Origin of the sequence: Streptomyces sp. NPDC058092, assembly GCF_042884935.1 — a bacterium.
Lineage (GTDB): Bacteria > Actinomycetota > Actinomycetes > Streptomycetales > Streptomycetaceae > Streptomyces.
In genome coordinates, this window is the sequence record NZ_JBHVSY010000007.1 from 340797 (window position 1) to 359327 (window position 18531).

Annotated in this window: 7 protein-coding genes; 4 read left to right on the top strand and 3 right to left on the bottom strand. The window is 75.5% G+C overall.

Translation table 11 applies throughout. The features are described 5' to 3' along the window. Positions 1-20: 20 nt before the first annotated feature. Genes ACFVV1_RS14985 through ACFVV1_RS14995 form a run of 3 tightly spaced genes read right to left on the bottom strand, consistent with a single transcriptional unit; the run spans position 21 to position 11587 of the window. Entirely contained in the window at positions 21-5627 is a 5607-nt protein-coding gene (locus ACFVV1_RS14985; protein WP_389989570.1) for an SDR family NAD(P)-dependent oxidoreductase, read from the bottom strand. A 37-nt stretch (positions 5628-5664) separates the two neighbouring features. Further along, positions 5665-9210, bottom strand: a complete 3546-nt coding sequence (locus ACFVV1_RS14990; RefSeq protein ID WP_389989572.1) for an amino acid adenylation domain-containing protein — start codon at positions 9208-9210, stop codon at positions 5665-5667. Then, positions 9203-11587 carry a lantibiotic dehydratase gene (locus tag ACFVV1_RS14995; protein ID WP_389989574.1) on the bottom strand — a complete coding sequence of 795 codons (2385 nt, stop codon included), beginning with the start codon at positions 11585-11587 and terminating at the stop codon, positions 9203-9205. Before ACFVV1_RS14995 ends, ACFVV1_RS14990 begins: the two co-directional genes overlap by 8 nt. A 277-nt stretch (positions 11588-11864) precedes the next feature. Here ACFVV1_RS14995 and ACFVV1_RS15000 point away from each other — a divergent pair, with 277 nt between their 5' ends. From ACFVV1_RS15000 to ACFVV1_RS15015, 4 genes are read left to right on the top strand one after another with little or no spacing between them, the layout of a single operon-like run. Beyond that, positions 11865-12959: a hypothetical protein gene (locus ACFVV1_RS15000; protein WP_389989575.1), complete on the top strand. Its 1095-nt coding sequence runs from the start codon at positions 11865-11867 to the stop codon at positions 12957-12959. Then, positions 12956-14953 (top strand): amino acid adenylation domain-containing protein, encoded by a 1998-nt coding sequence (locus ACFVV1_RS15005; RefSeq protein ID WP_389989577.1) that lies wholly within the window; start codon positions 12956-12958, stop codon positions 14951-14953. Before ACFVV1_RS15000 ends, ACFVV1_RS15005 begins: the two co-directional genes overlap by 4 nt. Continuing rightward, positions 14950-16722, top strand: a complete 1773-nt coding sequence (locus tag ACFVV1_RS15010; protein WP_389989579.1) for a beta-ketoacyl synthase N-terminal-like domain-containing protein — start codon at positions 14950-14952, stop codon at positions 16720-16722. The genes ACFVV1_RS15005 and ACFVV1_RS15010 overlap by 4 nt, the downstream gene beginning before the upstream one ends. Then, positions 16719-18077, top strand: a complete 1359-nt coding sequence (locus ACFVV1_RS15015; protein WP_389989581.1) for a DUF6002 family protein — start codon at positions 16719-16721, stop codon at positions 18075-18077. Before ACFVV1_RS15010 ends, ACFVV1_RS15015 begins: the two co-directional genes overlap by 4 nt. Positions 18078-18531 lie beyond the last annotated feature (454 nt).

Genomic DNA, 18531 nt, shown 5'->3' on the forward strand with positions numbered 1-18531 from the left:
CCCGCCCGGCCCGCCCTTGTTCAGCTCGGGCGCGGGCGCGGAAGGACCGGAATCGTCGTGGCCTCCGGAGCGGGGCGCGCGGTCGTCGGCTCCGGCTGTGCCGCCTGCAGTTCGGCGATGCGCGTGGCCATGCCCGCGACCGTGGGGGTGTCGAACAGCGTCCGTATCGGCAGCCGTACCCCGGTGGCCTTGCGGATCTGTGCGACCAGTTGCACGGCCACGAGCGAATTCCCGCCCAGCTCGAAGAAGTCGTCGTCCTCGGCGATGTCCTCCTCGCCGAGGACCGCCGACCAGACCCGGCCGATGGTGGCCGCCAGGTCGTCGCCGCCGGCCATGCCCGGGCCGGACGGTCCGGGCATGGCCGGTTCGGGAGTCTCGCCGCGCAGCACGGCCAGGGCCCGCTCGGCCCGCTCGGCGCTGCCGCGCAGCATGGCGTCGTACCGCCCCGGGGTGATCAGCACGTGTGCCGCCGGCGCCGCGGCCACCACCCGGTGGAGCGCTTCCAGACCGTCGGCGGGCATGATCGCCCAGGGGTCCGCGGGCTCGGCGTCCGGCGCCGCGGGTTCCGGCGCCGTGGCGACCGCCGCGCGTATCGCGTCCGGTTCGACGGCGCGCAGCATGAAGTCGGCGACCGTGACGAGTCGCCGTCCGCCGTCGTCGGTGACGGCGAAGTCCCAGGAGACGACCGCGGCGGTGTCGTCGTGCGCGCCGTCGCGCCACCGGTGCACCCACACCGCGGAGTCGAGCGGGGCGTGGATGCGCACCCGGCCGTAGCCGATCGGCAGCCGGGTACCGCCACCGCCCGGCCCGACCGGCATGGTCGCCACGTCCAGCAGTGCGGGATGCAGCGGCCAGTCGGCGCCGTCCGCCTCGGCCGGGACCAGGCGGACGAGTTCCTCGTCGGTGCCGATCCACGCCTCGCGAAGGCAGCGCCAGCGCGGCCCGAACGTCAGGACCGGGTTGCCGTCGAGCTGCTCGTCGAAGCGCTCGGCGTTTGCCGCCGACTCGGCGCACCGCCGGCGGACCGCCGCGAGGTCGAGCCGCGCGGTATCGTCCGGCCGGACCCACGCGGCGTGGCCGTGGGTGTGGGTGCGCACGGTGTCCTCGCGCACGCTGGACACGGTGAACTCCACCCCGTCGGCGTCCGGCCGCAGTGCGACGCGGACCTCCGTCCGCGTGCCGTCGGCGGCGGTGATCGGCTCGGTGAACGCGATGTCGGACAGCTCCAGTTCGCTCTCCCCGTCCGGCGCGGGCCGCCAGGCCGTCACCGCCGCGCGGACGAGTTCGAGCTGTCCGGTGCCGGGCACCACGGGCATCCCGCCGATGCGGTGCTCGTCGAGCAGCCAGTGCTGTTCGGCCGAGACGGTGCCGCGGCAGTACGCGGGGGCGCCGCCGGAGGCCGGCACGAGCTCGGTCAGCACCGGGTGGGCGATCGGTACGGCGCCGGTCCGGCCGGGCGCCGCGGCGGGTGCCGCGGCGGGTGTCGCCGCGCCGCCGGAGGCGGCCGGCCGGCCCGGGCGATCGCGTGCGGTGGAGCGGGCGGCCATCCCGATCCGGGCCCAGGCGCCCCAGCCCAGCGACAACACCGGGGCCGACCAGCCGTGCGCCGAGGCGGCGTAGGCGTCCAGGAAGGCGTTGGCGCCGGTGTAGTCCGTGTCGCCGATGCCGCCGACCACCGAGGACACCGAGGAGAACAGGACCACCGTGTCCAGGGGAAGGTCCCCGAACGCGGCCTGCAGGGCCAGTGTTCCGGCCACCTTCGGGGCGAGCACCGCGCGAGCGGCGTCGAGCGTCTTGACCTCGAGCATGCCGTCGCCCGGCAGGCCCGCCGAGTGAATGATGCCGTCCAGCTGCCCGAACCGTGCCAGGAGCTCTTCGCGGACCCGCCGCAGGGCGGCCGGATCGCACACGTCGGCGGCCACCGGCAGCACCTCCCCGCCCGCGGCCTCCATCCGCTCCACAGCGGCGACCGCGGTGCCGGCGCGGCCGGAGGTGCCGCGCAGCGCGGACCACCGGTCCCGCGGCGGCAGTCCGGAGCGGCCGAGCAGGACCAGCCGTGCCCGGAAGCGGCGGGCCAGGTCCTCCGCCACCGCCAGTCCGAGGCCGTCGTAGCCGCCGGTGATCAGATAGACGCCGCCGGTACGCCACGGGCCGGCCCCGCTGTCCGGCAGCGGCACCCGGTCGAAGCCGCGTACCCAGAGCCGGCCGCCGCGCAGCGCCAGCGGCCGGTCCCGGTCGTGGCCGGGGTCGCGCCACAGCGCGGCGACCAGCCGGTCCGCGGCCAGGCCGGTACCGGCCTGGCCGGCGTCGAGATCGAGGTGGCGGGCGGTGACGGCGGGCAGCTCCCGGTTGACGGCGAGCACGGCCCCGGCCACGGTCGCGTGCTCGGGGCGCCGCGCGTCGCCCCCGACGACGTCGTGCACCCCGGCGGTGACCACATCGAGGTGCACGGGGAGGTCGGCGGCCTCGGCGGCCAGGGCCCGGGCCAGGCAGACGAGGCTGAGGTAGCCGTGCTCCTGGGCCGACCAGGCGGCCGCGACGCGGCCCTCACCGGTCCCGGGGGCCGGCGACCAGGCGTGTACGACCCGGACGCCCTCGGTGAGGACCCCGTCGGCCAGCAGGGCCCGCACCAGGGCGAGGTAGTCGTCCGGCTCGGCGGGGCGCACGGTGTGGCCGCCGGCGCCGTCGCGGGCGTAGCCGCTGCCGGGGCGCACCCGGGTCACCGCCGTCCCGGCCCGGGTCAGCGCGGCGGACAGGCCGTCCGTGCCGTCCTCGGTGTCGAAGAGCACGCAGGCGGGGGCCGGCCGGGCCGCGGGGGTGGGGGCCAGTTGCCGCCACACCGGTACCTGGAACCACTCGGCCGGATCGGCCGGGACCCGGTCGTCGGCACCCGCACCGGTGGTGTCCTCGGTCTTCGCGGGCGCGGTCTTTGGCGGATCCGGCTCGATCCAGCAGCGGACCCTTTCGTACGGGTAGGCCGGCAGCGGCACCCGGGCCGCCCGCTGCCCGAACGCCTCCGAGTCCAGTGGGAATCCGCGGGTCCACAGCGTGCCGGCGGCGGTGTAGCAGACGGTCGGGTCGTCGGCGGACTCGGTCGGTCCGGGCAGGCTGGGCAGCACCAGCGCGTCGCGGCCGGTCTGCATCCGCACCAGTCCGGCGAGCTGCCGGCCCGGGCCGCACTCCACGAACGCCCACTCGCCGTCGGCCAGCAGGGTGCCGACGCAGTCCCCGAAGCGGACGGTGCCGCGCAGGTGCCGCGCCCAGTACGCCGGGTCCGCGGCGTCCTGCGCGGTGAACCACGTGCCGGTGACGTTGGACAGGAAGGGCAGCCGCGGGGCCTGCCGGGGCACCGCGGCCACGGCGGCGGTGAACTCGGCGAGGATCGGGTCCGTCATCGCGGAGTGGAAGGCGTGCGAGGTGCGCAGCTCGCGGCTGCGGACGCCGTCGGCCTCCAGCTCCGCGGCGAATTCCGCGACCGCGTCGGCCGGACCGGCCACCACGCACACGCCCGGCCCGTTCACGGTGGCCACCGACAGTCCGGCGGGCAGCCGCGGCGCCACCTGCTCGGCCGCCCGCTGCACGGCGAGCATCGCGCCGGCCGGCAGGGCGTCCATCAGCCGTCCGCGCAGCGCGACCAGGCGCAGCGCGTCGGGGAGTTCGAACACCCCGGCGAGAGTGGCGGCGACGTACTCGCCGATGGAATGGCCGACCATCGCGTCGGGGGAGTGGCCCCACGAGCGCCAGAGCACGGCCAGCGCGTACTCCACCGTGAACAGCGCCGGCTGGGTGTACACGGTGCGGCGCAACCGCTGGTCGGCGGCCTCCCGTTCGGCCTGCGCGGCCTCGGTGTCCGGGCCGCTGCCGTCGGCGAACAGCAACTGCCTCAGGTCCAGGCCCAGCTCCGGGGCGAGGAGTTCGGCGCAGGTGTCGACGGTGTCGCGGAAGACGGGCTCGGTGCGGTAGAGCGCCGCGCCCATGCCGGCGTACTGGGCGCCCTGGCCGGAGAAGAGCCAGGCCAGCCGGGGGCGTTCCGGCGCGGCCTCGCCGGCCGGCCGGCGCTTGCCCGCCCTGAGCGCGGCCACCGCCGCCGCGCTGTCGGTGGCGACGACCGCCGTACGGTGTCGGTGCTCGCGCCGGCCGGCCCGCAGCGTGTGTGCCACGTCGGCGACGGCCAGTTCGGGCCGGTCGGCCAGGTGCGCGGCGAGTTCGTCCACGGCGGTGGCCAGGGCCTCGGGGGTGCGCGCGGACAGTTGCAGCAGGTGCGCGGACCGCTCCGACGGGGTGCCCGCCGGGCTCGGCGCCTCCTCGAGGATGACGTGCGCGTTGGTGCCGCCGATACCGAACGAGCTGACCCCGGCCCGGCGCGGCGTGCCGTCGGTGTCCCATTTGGCCAGCGTGGCGTTGACGTAGAACGGGCCGGTGCGGAAGTCGATGGCGGGGTTGGGCGATTCGTAGCCGACGCTGGGCGGGATCATCCGGTGGCGCAGGGCCAGCGCCGCCTTGATCAGTCCGGCGGCCCCGGCGGCCTGGCTCAGGTGGCCCAGGTTGGACTTGAGCGAGCTCAGGCCGCACCAGCCCCGGTCGCCGGTCTGCCGGCCGTACGCCTGCGACAGCGCACTCACCTCGATCGGGTCGCCGAGGCGGGTGGCCGTGCCGTGCGCCTCGACGTAGCTCACAGTCCGGGGGTCGACCCCGGCCACGGACAGGGCCGTCGACACCACGGCGGCCTGTCCTTCCACGCCGGGCGCGGTGAAGCCGACCTTGCCGGCGCCGTCATTGTTGACCGCGCTGCCGCGGATCACCGCGTGCACGTGATCGCCGTCGGCCAGGGCGTCGGACAGCCGCTTGAGCAGCACCATGGCGCCTCCGGAGGCCCACAGGGTGCCCGTCGCGCCGGCGTCGAACGGGCGGCAGCGGCCGTCGGCGGACTCCACCCCGCCCTCGGTGTGCAGGTAGCCGTGGTTGAGCGGCAGCTCGATGGACGCGCCGCCGGCCAGGGCCAGATCGCATTCGCCGCCGCGCAGCGACTCGCAGGCGGTGTGCACGGCGACCAGCGAGGTGGAGCAGGCCGTGTGCACGCTGACGCTCGGTCCGCGCAGGTCGAGGTGGTACGAGGTGGTGGTCGTGACGTAGTCGGCCAGGTTGGCGTTGGACAGGGCCATCGAGCCGTCCAGGGCGTCGCTCACGGCGCGGTTGGCGCCGAGGTGCCGCCAGTAGTACCGGGTGGGCCCGACCCCGCCGTAGACGCCGATGTCCCCGTCGAAGCGTGTCGCGTCGTAACCGCCGTGCTGCAGCGCGGTGTTCGCCAGCTCGAGGAAGAGCCGGATCTGCGGATCGGCCAGCTCCGCCTCACGGCGGGTCATGCCGAAGTAGCCGTAGTCGAACGACTCGGGGTGGTCCAGGGCGGACACCACCGGCACGTACGACGGGTCGTCGACCACCGCGGGGGACACTCCCGCGGCGAGCAGCTCGGTGCGCGGCACGGTGCGGGTCGACACCACACCGTCGACCAGGTTGCGCCACAGGGCGTCGACGTCGGCCGCGCCGGGCAGGCGGCACGCCATTCCCACGATCGCGATCGGTTCGACGTCGTCATCGCCGCCGGGGGTGTTCTGCGGGGTCGTCATTCTTGCCTCTCCGAGTCCGGAAGCCGGGCGGTGCTGTTCAGTTCGGCCCACGCCGCCGGGTGGCGCGGGCCGGGGCGCGACGGCGGCGTGCCCGGCCTCGGTCGGTGCCGCGGTCCGCACCGGCTGCCGGTGCGGCACCGTCGAGATGGGCGGCGAGCGCGCGGACGTTCGGGTGGTGGAACAGGTCCACGACCCTCAGGTGCCGGCCGAGCACGTCCTCGAGTCGCTGCCGCACGGTGACGAGCAGCAGTGACGTTCCACCGACATCGAAGAAGTTGTCGGTGGCCTTGATGTCGTCGCGCTCCAGGACCTGCCGCCAGACGGCCAGGACGGCCGCCTCGGTGCCGCCGCCGGGGACGGGGAGCGCCGGGAGGGCCGGCGGCACGGCCGGCGCGGGCCCGGCGGTCGTGCCCTCGAACAGATCGGCGTACGGGCCGAGGCCGATCTCCCCGGCCGGGCGGTCCGGCGTGTCGAGGAAACCATCCAGCAGGTGTACGTAGGCGGCGAGGAGCCGCTCCGCGCGGGCGGTCGTGAAGCGATCGGTGTTGTGGACGAGTTCGATCCGGTAGCGTCCGTCGGCCTCGGCGGCGTAGACGGTCAGGTCGAACGGGGCCCCGGGCACGGGTACGGGCTCCGCCGTGACATCCAGTCCGGGCAGTTCGAGCCGCGGCTGCGGGAAGTTGTAGGCGTTGAACAGCACCTGGACCAGCGGCTGGCGGGACGCGTCGCGGGGCAGCCGCAGCGCCTCCACCAGGCGCTCGACGGGTGCCTCGGGGTGGGCCAGGGCGTCGAGCAGCTCGTCCCGGGTGTCCCGCACCTGCGCCCGGAAGCTCCGGCCGGCGGCCGGGCGCAGCCGCAGCGGCACCACCTCGATGAAGAAGCCCACGAGATCCAGGAACGCGGGGTGCCGGCGGTCCACCGCGGGTGTGCCGATGACCAGGTCGTCGCGCCCGGCGAGCCGTCCGGCGAGCTGGCCGAGCACGGCCAGCAGCACCGCCGACGGCGTCGCCCCGCAGTCACGGGCCAGCGCGTGCACCGCCGCGGTGGTCCCCGCCCCGAGGAGCGTCTCCACGCGCCCGCCCCGGAAGGTCTGCTCGGCCGGGCGGGGGTGGTCGCCGGGCAGTTCCAGCACGGGCGGCACGCCGTCGAGGTGCTCCAGCCACCAGCGCAGATCGGTGTCGGCGCGGCGGTTCGCCCGGTCCGCCCGCCAGGCCACGTAGTCGGCGAACGAGGCCGCCGCGGGCGGCAGCGGCGCCGCGCGGCGCGCGTACGCCGTGCCCAGGTCGTGCAGGAACAGTCCCTGTGACCAGCCGTCGAAGACGGCGTGGTGGGCGGTGACCGCCAGCACGTGCTCGTCCTCGCCGACCCGGAGCAGGCGGGCCCGCCAGAGCCGGTCGGCGGCCAGGTCGAAGCGGGCCCCGGCGGCCTGCGTGAGCTGTGCGGCCAGGGCGCCGGCCCGCTCCGCCGGCGGCAGCGTCGTCAGATCGGTGACCGGCAGGGGGATGTCGCCGGGTGGGTCGATCACCACGGCCGGCGCGCCGTCGACGGTCGGTATCCGCCAGCGCAGCACCTCGTGCCGCCGGGCGACCTCGGCCAGGGCGGACCGGAGCGCCGCCGGGTCCAGCGGGCCGTGCAGCCGCTGCGCCAGCGCGATGTTGTAGGCGCCGCTCTCCGCCGTGAGCTGGTCGAGGAACCACAGCCGCCGTTGCGCCGCCGACAGCGCCGGCGGGTTGCCGCGCGTCAGCTCCGGGCCGGCCGGCGCGGCGGTGGCCAGGGCGGCGGCGAGGCCGTCGACCGTACGGCCGCGCAGGACGTCCTCGATCCGTACGTCCCGGTCCAGGTCGGCCCGCAGCCGGGCGACCAGCCGCATCGCGCCGAGGGAGTGGCCGCCGGCGTCGAAGAAGGTGTCGTCGCCGGAGCGCACCGGCACGCCCAGCACGTCGGCCCAGGCCCGGGCGACCACGGCCGCCTCCTCGCTGTCCGGCTGCCAGCCGTCGCCGGGTTCCGCGGTGGCCGGTGACGCCAGCTCGTGCAGCGCCGCCCGGTCGGTCTTGCCGGACGCGTTGCGCGGCAGCGCGTCGAGCCGGACGAAACGCGCGGGCACCATGGCCGCCGGCAGCAGCCGGGCGCAGTGCTCGCGCAGGGCCGCGTCCGACGGTGCCCGCGCGGGCGTCAGGAACGCCGTGAGCAGGGGTCCCGCCGCGGTCGGGACCAGGTCGACGACCGCCTGACGGACCTCGGGGTGGCCGGCCAGAGCGGCCTCCACCTCCCCCGGCTCGACGCGGTGACCGCGAACCTTGAGCTGCCGGTCGGCGCGGCCGAGGTAGCGCAGGGCTCCGTCCGGTTCCCAGGCCGCCAGGTCACCGGTGCGGTAGAGCCGCCCGCCCGACCCGGAGAAGGGGTCGGCGACGAACCACTGCGCGGTCAGGCCCGGCCGTCCGAGGTATCCGCGGGCCGGCCCGGTGCCCCCGACCAACAGCTCGCCCGCCATGCCGACGGGCACCGGGCGCAGCGCCGCGTCCACCACGTACACGCGCAGGTTAGGCAGCGGGCGGCCCATCGGTACCGGCCGGGTCCAGTCGCCGGCGGCGTCGTGGGCGGTGGCCTCGACTGTGGTCTCCGTCGGGCCGTAGGCGTTGACGAAGCGCAGCCTCGGCGCCTCGGCGGTGCCCGCCCAGCGCCGCACCTGATCGGGCGCCACCGGTTCGGCGGTGGCCACGAGCACCCGCAGCGCGGCGAAATCGGCCGGGTCCAGCAGCGGCAGCATCGACACCGGCGGGGTGGCCCAGGTGACGTGGTGGGCGGCGGCGAAGCGGCCGAGCCGCTCCGGTGAACGGCGGTCGGCCTCCGGCACCAGGGCGACGGTGCCGCCGGCGGCCAGCGTGGTGAAGACCTCCAGGACGCTCACGTCGAAGCCGAACGACGCGGTGGCCAGGGCGATCGTGTCCGTCCCGATCCCGAATCGGTGTGCGGAGGCCGTCAGGAACGCCGTCACGCTGCGATGGGTGACGACCACGCCCTTCGGGGCGCCGGTCGAGCCGGAGGTGTACATCACGTACGCCGGGTTGTCCGGGGACAGGGCCTCCAGGACCGGGTGGTCCAGGGACGGGTGATCCGGGGACGGGTGGTCCAGGGAGGCCCGGCCGCCGGCCGGTGCGGTCACGAACAGCCGGTCCGGCGCCGCGTCGGCGAGCAGTGCGCGGCCCTCGGCGTCGACGACCGCGAGTTCCGCACCGGCGTCGTCGAGAACGGCCAGCAGCCGGTCGCGGGGGTGCGTCGGGTCCAGCGGCACATAGGCACCGCCCGCGAGCATGACGCCCAGCATCGCCGCGATCGTGTGCGGCCGGCGCCGGCCGCACACACCGACCGTGACCTCGGGGCCGACGCCGAGGTCACGCAGCGTCCGGGCGAGTCCGCCGGCCGAGGCGACCAGTTCGGCGTAGGTCACCGCACGCCGGCCCTGCCGCACGGCGATCGCGCCGGGGCGCCGCCGCGCCGCCGCCAGGACGGCCTGCGGCACGGTCGGCGCGGCCGCCGCGAGCAACTCTCCCCTGCCCCAGCACTCGGGCACGGCCTCAGTCATCGGCGCTCCCCGCGGCGTGCGGCGGCACGAGCGGATCGCGGACCTGCACGCGCAGCTCCGAGTAATAGGTGCGGCCGGCGGCATCCGGCACCCAGGTGTCCTCGGGGAGCGGCAGCACCTCCGTGACCACCACCTCGACGTCGGGCCCTCGGTCCAGACAGGCGCGGCGCACCATGGACGCGAGCGAGTACACCAGCGGCGGGCTGGTCAGGTCCGCGTATGTGGGCTTGAGTTCGGTGCCGAGGCGGATGAACACCCGGTCCGGCAGACCGAGTTCCGACGCCCAGCGCCGGGCCGCGAGATACCGCTCGGCATAGCCCTTGGCCGTGGCCAGGCCGGTCGCCCCGACGGTGCTGCGCCAGGTCTCGCGCTCCACGACGAGCCGGTCGATCGCCACCCGGGGGGTGTGCGGGCCGGCCGCGACCAGCTTGAACGCGTCCGCCGTGTGCATGGACAGGAAGTCGGCGAACAGCTCCAGCAGCGGCCACTCCTGCCCGTCGGCGTGCTGCGCCACCAGGTCGTCGTCCCGCTCGGTCACCGTCAGCGCGGTGACCGGGAGCAGCCGGGAGTGCTCGGCGCCGGGCGCCGGTACGAAGCCGAGCTGCCAGTTGTCCGGCGACCACAGCAGGTCGGCGACCCGGGCGGTCATCCGGGGGAAGTCCTCCGGCAGCAGCAGCTGCACCCGGTCCCTCCCGAGATCCCGGTCGATCGCGGACCGCAGGGCGCCCGGCCGGGGGTGGGCCCGGCTGAACACGCCGGTGCACAGCGTCAGATACGCCGCGTGCAGCTCGCCGAGCACCACCGTGTAGTCGCCGGCGGCCAGCTTCTCCAGACTGGGCGCGGCGATCTGCAGGTCCGGGCTGTGGATACGGGCGGTGGACCAGCCGGGCCCCGGCGCGTCGAACAGCTCGGCGGCCCGGGCGGACAGCTCCGCGGAGCGCAGCCGCACCCGGCGGGTGCCCGGTGCCGGTTCCGTCCCGCCCGTCAGCTCGGCCCACCGGCCGGCGAAGGCGGCCACGACGTCGTCGACCGGCCGTCGGCCGGCGCCGAAGAACAAGCCGTGGGCGAGATAGCGCAGATCGCCCAGCGGTACCTCCCGGGTGCCGAGGTCGGCGCACAGGTCGGCGTAGACCTCCCGCAGCGCCTGCCGGTACGCCGACGCCAGGGCGTGGCTGAGCCAGCGCGCGGCCGTGAGCAGCACGTCGAGTGCGGGCGCCAGCTCCTCGAGCAGCGGCCGGCCGAACGACAGCTCCAGGTCGCGCACGGAGTCCTCGTGGCACAGCGTGCGTCCGGCGTACGTCTGCCCCGCCCTGCGACGGCTGTCGAGCCCGGTCAGCTCGGTGAACACCTCGTCCAGCCGGACCGCCGCGGCGTGCAGGGCGGCCGGGTCGCCGGCCGCGGCGGCCACCGCGGAGCGGGCGGCGTCCAGCCGGCCGAACTCCTCGCGGGCGGCCTCGCGGGCGGCCGGATCGCCGATCGCGTCGATGGCCGCGTGCAGGGTCGGTTCGGCGGTGAGGTTCAGCGGCAGGTCGATGCCCCAGCGCAGCACGCCGCGCTCGGTGAGGCGCTCCAGCAGCATGAACCCGTCCGCGCTGCGGCGGACGGGGTTGCCGCTGTCCGCGACGAGCTCGGCCACCAGCCCGGCGGCCGGGCGCGGCCCGGTCAGCAGGCCGAACAGTGCCGCCTCGGCGGGGGTGAGCTCCACGGGCGGGGCCACGGGACGGTGCAGCATCCCTCCCCGTACGGAGAGTTGGGGCTGCAGTGCCACGGGCAGGTGCGGCCGGAAGCGCGGATCGGAGGCCAGCCGGTCCGCGAACGCCGCCAGGGCCCACCACTCGAAGTACACCTGCCGCCCGGTCACCAGGCCGGGTCCCGGACGGGCCGTCACCACAGCGTCGTCGTCGGTCAGCCGGACCCAGCACACCGGGCCGAAGAAGCCGATGGTGTCGTTCTTGGCGCAGTAGCGCTGCCAGTAGCGGGCCACCACCGCCTGCCGGCGGCGGGTCTTGCGGTCCGGCGGGGCGTCGGGGCCGGCCGCGCGCAGCCCGTCCAGGGACGCCAGCACACCGGGGTTCTGCCAGGTGATCGCCTCGCGGAAGAGCGGGTCGCCCGCTATCTCGTACAGCCGGGCGCCGATGACCGCGGCGGCCTCCCCGAAGGCTGCGCGATAGCCGGCCTCGTCGATGTCTCCGGCGAGACGGGCCTCGGCGGCCGCGGCGGCGGCGGCCGAGGCGAACACGCGCAGGCCCTCCGCGGGGAACCCGGTGGAGCGCAGGACGGCGTCGCGCCACACCTGCCAGCGGGTCCCGGGCAGATCGGCCAGCCCGACCGGCTCCTGGCCGGTGCCGTACACGGCCGGCGCGGATATCGGCGACACCCTCAACCCAAGCTCCCCCCGGAAAACGCCCACAGGTGTCCGGAGGTTCGCCGCCGACACCACACCGCCGCCAGGAACACCGGCCGGACAGGGCTTAGTTGATCTCGCACTGAGTGGGCATGCTAACCACGCCGTCGGCGCTTGGGAAGTGTTCGAATTCCTTGCCGCGGAGGCCTCCGGCGCGGCCGGTGAGGCGTTACTATCCAGCGGTGCCGATACCGAAGATCACTTTCGCGACCGCGAGACCGCACGGACGGGCCCCGGTGCGATGACGGCGGTGCCCACGGTCGTGGTGATCGGCAGTGGTTCTCTGGCCGCCTCCGTCTGCGCCGCCTTGGCGACAGCGGCCGGCCCGCCGCTGCAGGTGGTCGTGGCAGCCCGTGGGGAGAGCGTCGGCCAACTGTGCGGGCTGGCCGGCACGCGTGCCGCGCTGGCCGGTCGTGCCGTGCGCTTCCGGCCGCGGACGACCGGGCCGGACATGCGGGCCGCGCTGCCTGGGGTGATCCGTCAGGAGGCGCCGGACGGTGTGCTGCTGTGCGCGTCCCACCAGTCGCCGTGGGAGCGCCGCGGGGCGCCCTCCGCCTGGACCGCCCTCCTCGGGCGCGGTGGCTTCGGTCTGACTCTCCCGCTGCAGGCGGATCTCGCCGTGGTGGCCGGCCGGGCGGCGGCCGAGTGCGGCTCCTGGTTCGTCAACGCCTGTTTTCCGGACGCGGTCAACCCGGTGCTGGCCGCGCTGCGGGTGCCGGTGCTGTGCGGCATCGGCAACGTCGCGCTGCTGGCCGCGAGTCTGCAGGCCCGGCTCGGCCTGCCCGACCAGCGCCGGCTGCGGGTGGTCGGCCACCATGTGCACCTGAACCCGCCGGGCCCGGCGGGCGAGGCCCTCGGCTGGCTGGACGACGAGCCGCTGGACGGGGTCACGGCGGCGCTGGCCGGTCAGCGTGCCTGCGACCGGTCGGCCCTCAACCACGTGACCGGACAGGCGGGGGCGATGCTGATCGACGCGCTGGCGAGCGGCTCGGAGCTGGACACCAGCCTGCCGGGCGTGGCCGGGCTGCCCGGCGGCTACCCGGTGAGGATCAGCGGCGGCCGCCTTACCCTGCGTCTGCCGGCCGGACTGAGCCGGGCCGAGGCGGTGGCCGCCAACCAGCGGTGGTCGCAGGCCGACGGGATCGTCGTCGAGGGCGGGCGGGTCGGGTTCGCCCCGGCCGCCGCGGCGGCGCTGGCGGAGGCCGAACCGGGCTGGGAGCCGGAGGAATTCCCGGCCGAGCGGACCCCGGACGTCTGCCGCCGGCTGCTCGCGCTGCGCGAGCGCCTGCGCCGCACACCGGCGGGGCCGTCCGCCGTACCGGAAGGGAACGGTGGGGCCAGGTGACCGCAACGACTCCGCACGACCGGCGGTTCCCTCCGGAACCGGACGGGGCACCGCCCGTGCCCTTCGCCGACCGGCACCGGCGGCAGACCGGGTACCGGCCGCTCGCCGGCCATGGGACGATCCCGGCCGCATTCGCGGCACAGGCCGCCCGGCGGCCCGACGCCGTGGCGGTGCTCGGCGAGGGCGAGCCGTGGACGTACCGCATGCTGGCGGACGCGGCGAACCGGACGGCGGCCGCACTCCGGGCCGCCGGCATCCGGCACGGTGATCGTGTCGGCATCCTGCTGGAGCACTCGCCGCAGACCGTGGCCGCGATTCTGGGCGTCCTGTTCGCCGGTGGCTGCTACGTACCGCTGGACCCGGCCCATCCCGTACCGCGCTTGGCACAGCTCGTCGCGCTCGCCGGCATCGACATCGTGATCGCCGACGGGGCCGGCCCGGTGGACCGGCTGCGGGCCGAACCGCTGCGCGTGGTGCCGCCGCCGGGGCCGGCCGGTCCCGGCGGCCCGGACGTCCGCCCCGACGAGCAGCCGGCCCGTCCCGACGACCTGGCCTATCTGCTCTGCACCTCCGGTTCCACGGGCCGGCCGAAGGGCGTGCCGCAGACGCACCGCAACGTGCTGCACGGAGTCGCCAACCACATCGAGAACTTCCGCATCACGCCTGCGGACCGGCTGAGCGTGGTGTCCTCCTTCAGTTTCGACATGGCGGTGACCGACACCTTCGCGGCACTGCTCGCCGGGGCGGCCGCCGTCGTCGTGGACGTGCGGCGGCACGGCCCGGCCCACCTCGCACAGGCCCTGGCCGACCGGGGGGCGACGGTCTTCCACTGCACACCGACGGTGTACCGCTACCTGGTCGACGCGCTCGGGGGGCGGCGTCTGGACACGGTCCGCGCGGTGGTGCTCGGCGGCGAATCCGTGACCCGGCACGACGCGCTGCGCTGCCGCGCGCACTTCGCGCCGGACTGTGTGTTCGTCAACGGGTACGGGGCCACCGAGGCCAGCTTCGCCGTTCAGGACCACCTGCCGCCGGATGCCGCGCTGGAGCACGACGTCCTGCCCATCGGCTACCCGCTGGCCGGATACGCCGTCTCGCTCCTCGGCCCCGGGGGCGACCCGTCGGCCGACGAGGGGGAGATCGTCATCCACAGCCCGTACGTCGCACCGGGCTACTGGCAGGCGCCTGAGCTGACCGCCGACCGGTTCGGCCGCGACGGCGGCACCGGACGCGGCATGTCGAGCTACCGCACCGGCGATCTGGGGCGCCGGCTGCCGGACGGCAGGCTGGCGTATCTGGGCAGGCTGGACCGCCAGGTGAAGATCCGCGGCATCCGCGTCGAACTCGGCGAGGTCGAGTACCACCTCGCGGCACTGCCCGGCGTGCTGCGGGCGGTGGTGGTCGCCCGGCCCGACGACACCGGCCGCACGGAACTGCTGGGTCATGTGCAGCCCGTCGCGGGCACCCGGCTCGATCCCGGGGAGCTGCGCCGCCGGCTGTCGGCCCAGGTGCCGGAGCATCTGGTGCCGCGCCTGCTGACCGTCCTCGACGCTCTGCCGCTGACCAGCACAGGGAAGGTGGACACCCGGGCACTGCCCGCTCCGCGGGCGCCCCTGCCCGTGGGACAGGGCCCGGGGCCGCGTACCGCCACCGAAGAGGCGATAGCCCGGGCGTGGTGCACGGCCCTCGAGGTACCGGCTGTCGTCACCGACGCCAACTTCTTCGACCTGGGCGGCAATTCGCTCCTGCTGGCCGATGTGCAGCGGTTGCTGCGGGACGGCCTCGGTGTACCGGTGCCGCTGCTGGACATGTACCGGCATCCGACCGTCGCCGCGCTGGCCCGCCACCTTGAAGGCGACGCTGCGCCCACCGCTGCGCCCACCGCTGCTCCCACCGCTGCTCCCACCGCTGCGCCCACCGCTGCGCCCGGCCTGCGCCGGGTCACCGAACGGGCCGCGCGCCGGGCCCGCCGCGAAGGGAAGGGGCGGCGGTGAGCGGGTACGACGACCGCGTCGCCGTCGTCGGCCTCGCCGGCCGGTTCCCCGGCGCGGACAGCGTGCCGGAACTCTGGCGGCTGCTGCGCGACGGCGTCGACGCCGTCCACGACTACACCGAGGCGGAGCTGCGACAACTCGGCATCGGCCCGGGGCTGCTGGAGGACCCGGCGCTGGTGCGGTCCGGCGGGGTGCTGCCCGGCGGGGCGCTCGACGGCATCGCCGGGTTCGACGCGGAACTGTTCGGCTTCGACGCCCGTGACGCCGCGCTGCTCGACCCGCAGCACCGGTTGTTCCTCGAGTCGGCCTGGGAGGCGCTGGAGGACGCCGGCTGCGATCCGCGGCGGCACGACGGCGATGTCGGGGTCTTCACCGGCATCTCCACCAACCGGTACTTCCTCTTCCACCTGCTCGGCAACCCCGCGGCCTCGGGCGGCGGCCCGGACGACTGGGAGGCGCAGCTCGCCACCCGGCCCGGCGCCGACTACCTGCCCGCGCAGGTGGCGTACCGGCTCGGCCTGCGCGGGCCGGCGATGGCCGTCCAGACCGCGTGCTCCAGCTCGCTCACGGCCGTCTGCGTTGCCGCGCAGAGCCTCCTCGACTACGGCTGCGACCTCGCCGTCGCCGGCGGTGCGAGCGTCTCGCTGCCGCGCCACCGGCACACGCCCGAGGGGCTGGTCTCACCGGACGGGCGGTGCCGGGCCTTCGACGCGGCGGCCGCCGGCACCGGGTACGGCACCGGTGCCGCCGCCGTGGTCCTCAAGCGCTACGCCGATGTCGACCCGGACCGCGACCGCGTGCACGCCGTGCTGCGCGGCTGGGCGGTGAACAACGACGGCGCCCACCGCGCCGGTTTCGCGGCGCCGGGGGCGGACGGGCAGGCCGCAGTGGTCGCCGAGGCACTCGCCCGCGCCGAGGTGAGCCCGCACGAGCTCGGCTATCTGGAGGCGCACGGCAGCGCCACGGTCCTCGGCGACGCCATCGAGCTCGCCGCCCTGCACCAGGTCTGGCGGGCGGCCGGTGCGTCACCCGCCGGGTCCTGCGCGCTCGGCACCGCCAAGGCCAACATCGGCAACCTGGACGCGGCGTCGGGCATCGCCGGACTGGTGGCCGCCGTCCGCGCCGTCGGCGAGGGCAGCGTCCCCGCCCATGTGCAGTTCCGCGAGCCCCACCCGGAACTCCGGTTCGAGACCGGGCCGTTCACCGTGCCGCGGACGCTGCGGCCCTGGCCGCACGACGGCAGCCGGCTGGCCGGGGTGAGCTCGTTCGGGCTGGGCGGCAGTAACGCACACGTGGTGCTGGAACAGGCCGCCCGGCCCGCTCCGGCACCGGCGGCCGGCTGGCAGCTGCTGCCGCTCTCCGCGCATTCCCCGGCGGCGCTCTTTGAGGCCTGCCAGCGGCTGGCCGGGCATCTGGAGACCGCCGGCCCCGGCCTGCGCCTGGCCGATGTCGCCTACACCCTGGCCGCGGGCCGCCGGGTCCTGCCGTACCGGGCGGCGATCGCCGCCCGCGAGCCCGCCGAGGCGGCCGCGGCGCTGCGGCAGGCCGCGGCGGGACCGCAGGCCGGGCCACCGCTGCCGGGCGAGGCCGGACCGGAGCTGCACGCGGCCGCCGACTCCTGGCTGCGCGGTGAGGACACCGACTGGACGAGTTACCTCAAGGACCGCCCGGGACGAGTCTGCACGCTGCCCGCCTACCCGTTCCGGCGTCGGCGGCACTGGATCGATCCGCCGGCCCATCGGGCAGCAGACCGGGGAGGACCCGCATGACCACCGCACTCGTCGCCGAGCGCAACCTGATCCTCGACTACTACGAACGGTTGCCGCAGGCCGTCGCGGCCCTGGTGGACGACCCGGCGCCGGTCACCGAACCCGGCGCGTTCTCCCCCGGCTTCGCGCTGCCGGAACCGGACGCCGACGTCCGCGGCTTCTTCGAACCGGCCCGGGCACAGTGGCGGGAACTGGGCAAGTACGGCAGCCACCGGCTGGTCCTGCTGGACCTGGCCGGCAACCCCGGCACGCACACCACCAAGACCTTCCCCTCCCTGCTGATCGTCGCCCGCGCCGTGGAGTACATCCGCCGTACGGGCGAACCGGTCATGATCTTCACGCCCACGTCGGCGAACAAGGGGACCGCGCTCCGCGACGCCGTCGCGCGGGCACTGGCCGCCGGACTGGCCACCCCCGACCGGCTGCGGATCGCCACGCTGGCCCCGGCCTCCGGCCGGTCCAAGTTGCGGGCCGGGAGCCTGACCGACGACGCGGAACTACGGGCCCGCAACCCGCTGATGGTGTACGACGGCGAGCGCGCCGAGGACGTCAAGGCGCTGGCCCGGCAGTTCACCGACGCGTACGCGGCGGACCTCAAACGGCGCCACGGCGTGAACCTGTGGTTCTCGCTGGACCTGCGCAACTACCTCGTGGCCGACACCGCACGGGCCTTTTTCGAGCAGGACGCGGATCCGACCGACGCCGCCGGGCCGCGGCTGCACGCACACGCCGTGTCGAGCGCGTTCGGACTGCTCGGTTACCACGCCGGCCGGGACGTGCTGGAGGCCGCCGGCGCGGCTCGTCCGGCGAGCCGTCCGGCTAGCCTGCTCGTCCAGCACCTGGGGACCCCGGACATGGTGCTCAGCCTGCGCCGGGGCAGCTTCGACCGGGCCGGACTGCCGGGCTACGAGCGCGGCGGCGACGGGCTGTGGCGGCAGCGGGCCGACCCGCACTTCCCGGGCGTCGCCGACGAGGTGGACGAGATCCTCGACCCGACCTTCTACACCCACCGCCCGGCCACCTCACCGGCGATGAACGCCGTCATCGCCCGGCACGGCGGCGACGGCATCGTGGTCTCGCGCCGCGAGTGCCTCGAACGCTACCCGGCGCTGCGGGAACTGGTCGCGGACCATCCGCGGCCGCTGCCGGGCGATCCGCGGGCGCTCCGCGAGTGGTCGCTGGTCATGGCGCTGACCGGCGTGTGCAACGCCGTCGACCGCGGGCTGGTCGAGGCGGGCCGCGACGTGGTGGTCCACGGTTCCGGCTGGTACGCCGACGACGACGTGCGGACACCGGCGGAGTCGGCGCTCGTGCCGGTGTCGACGGTCGAGGACATCGCGGCCGCGCTGCTGTGAACGCCAGGTGGTTCGGACCGGACCGTCGGGCGGGAGTGTGTCGGGATCGGCGCGGTCATGGGGCATTGCCGTCCGACGAACGGCCGTGCGGTGGGGGCCCCGGTGCCGGGCGGCGAGCACATCCGACGGGATCTTCGCCCTGGCTACCTCGTCCACTCACCGATACCAGCACCACTCGACCGGTAACGGGGGCCATTCTTCGGAACTGATCACAACACAGCGTTACGGGATCAAGATCCGTCAACCAGCGCGCTCGCCCGTCAACTAAATATCTCGGTCACACAAGGTGTGACGTAGCGCTGTAGTTGGCCAGTCTGGCCAACCAGGTACTCAGGCAACGAGTCAGTGGAACCAGACGACTAGAAGATTGCTGAAATTCTCGGGTTCTGGCCCCGGCTCGGTGGAGTCGGGGCCAGTCTTGTAGGCATGCAGGGGGAATGGGCTGGGGAGATGG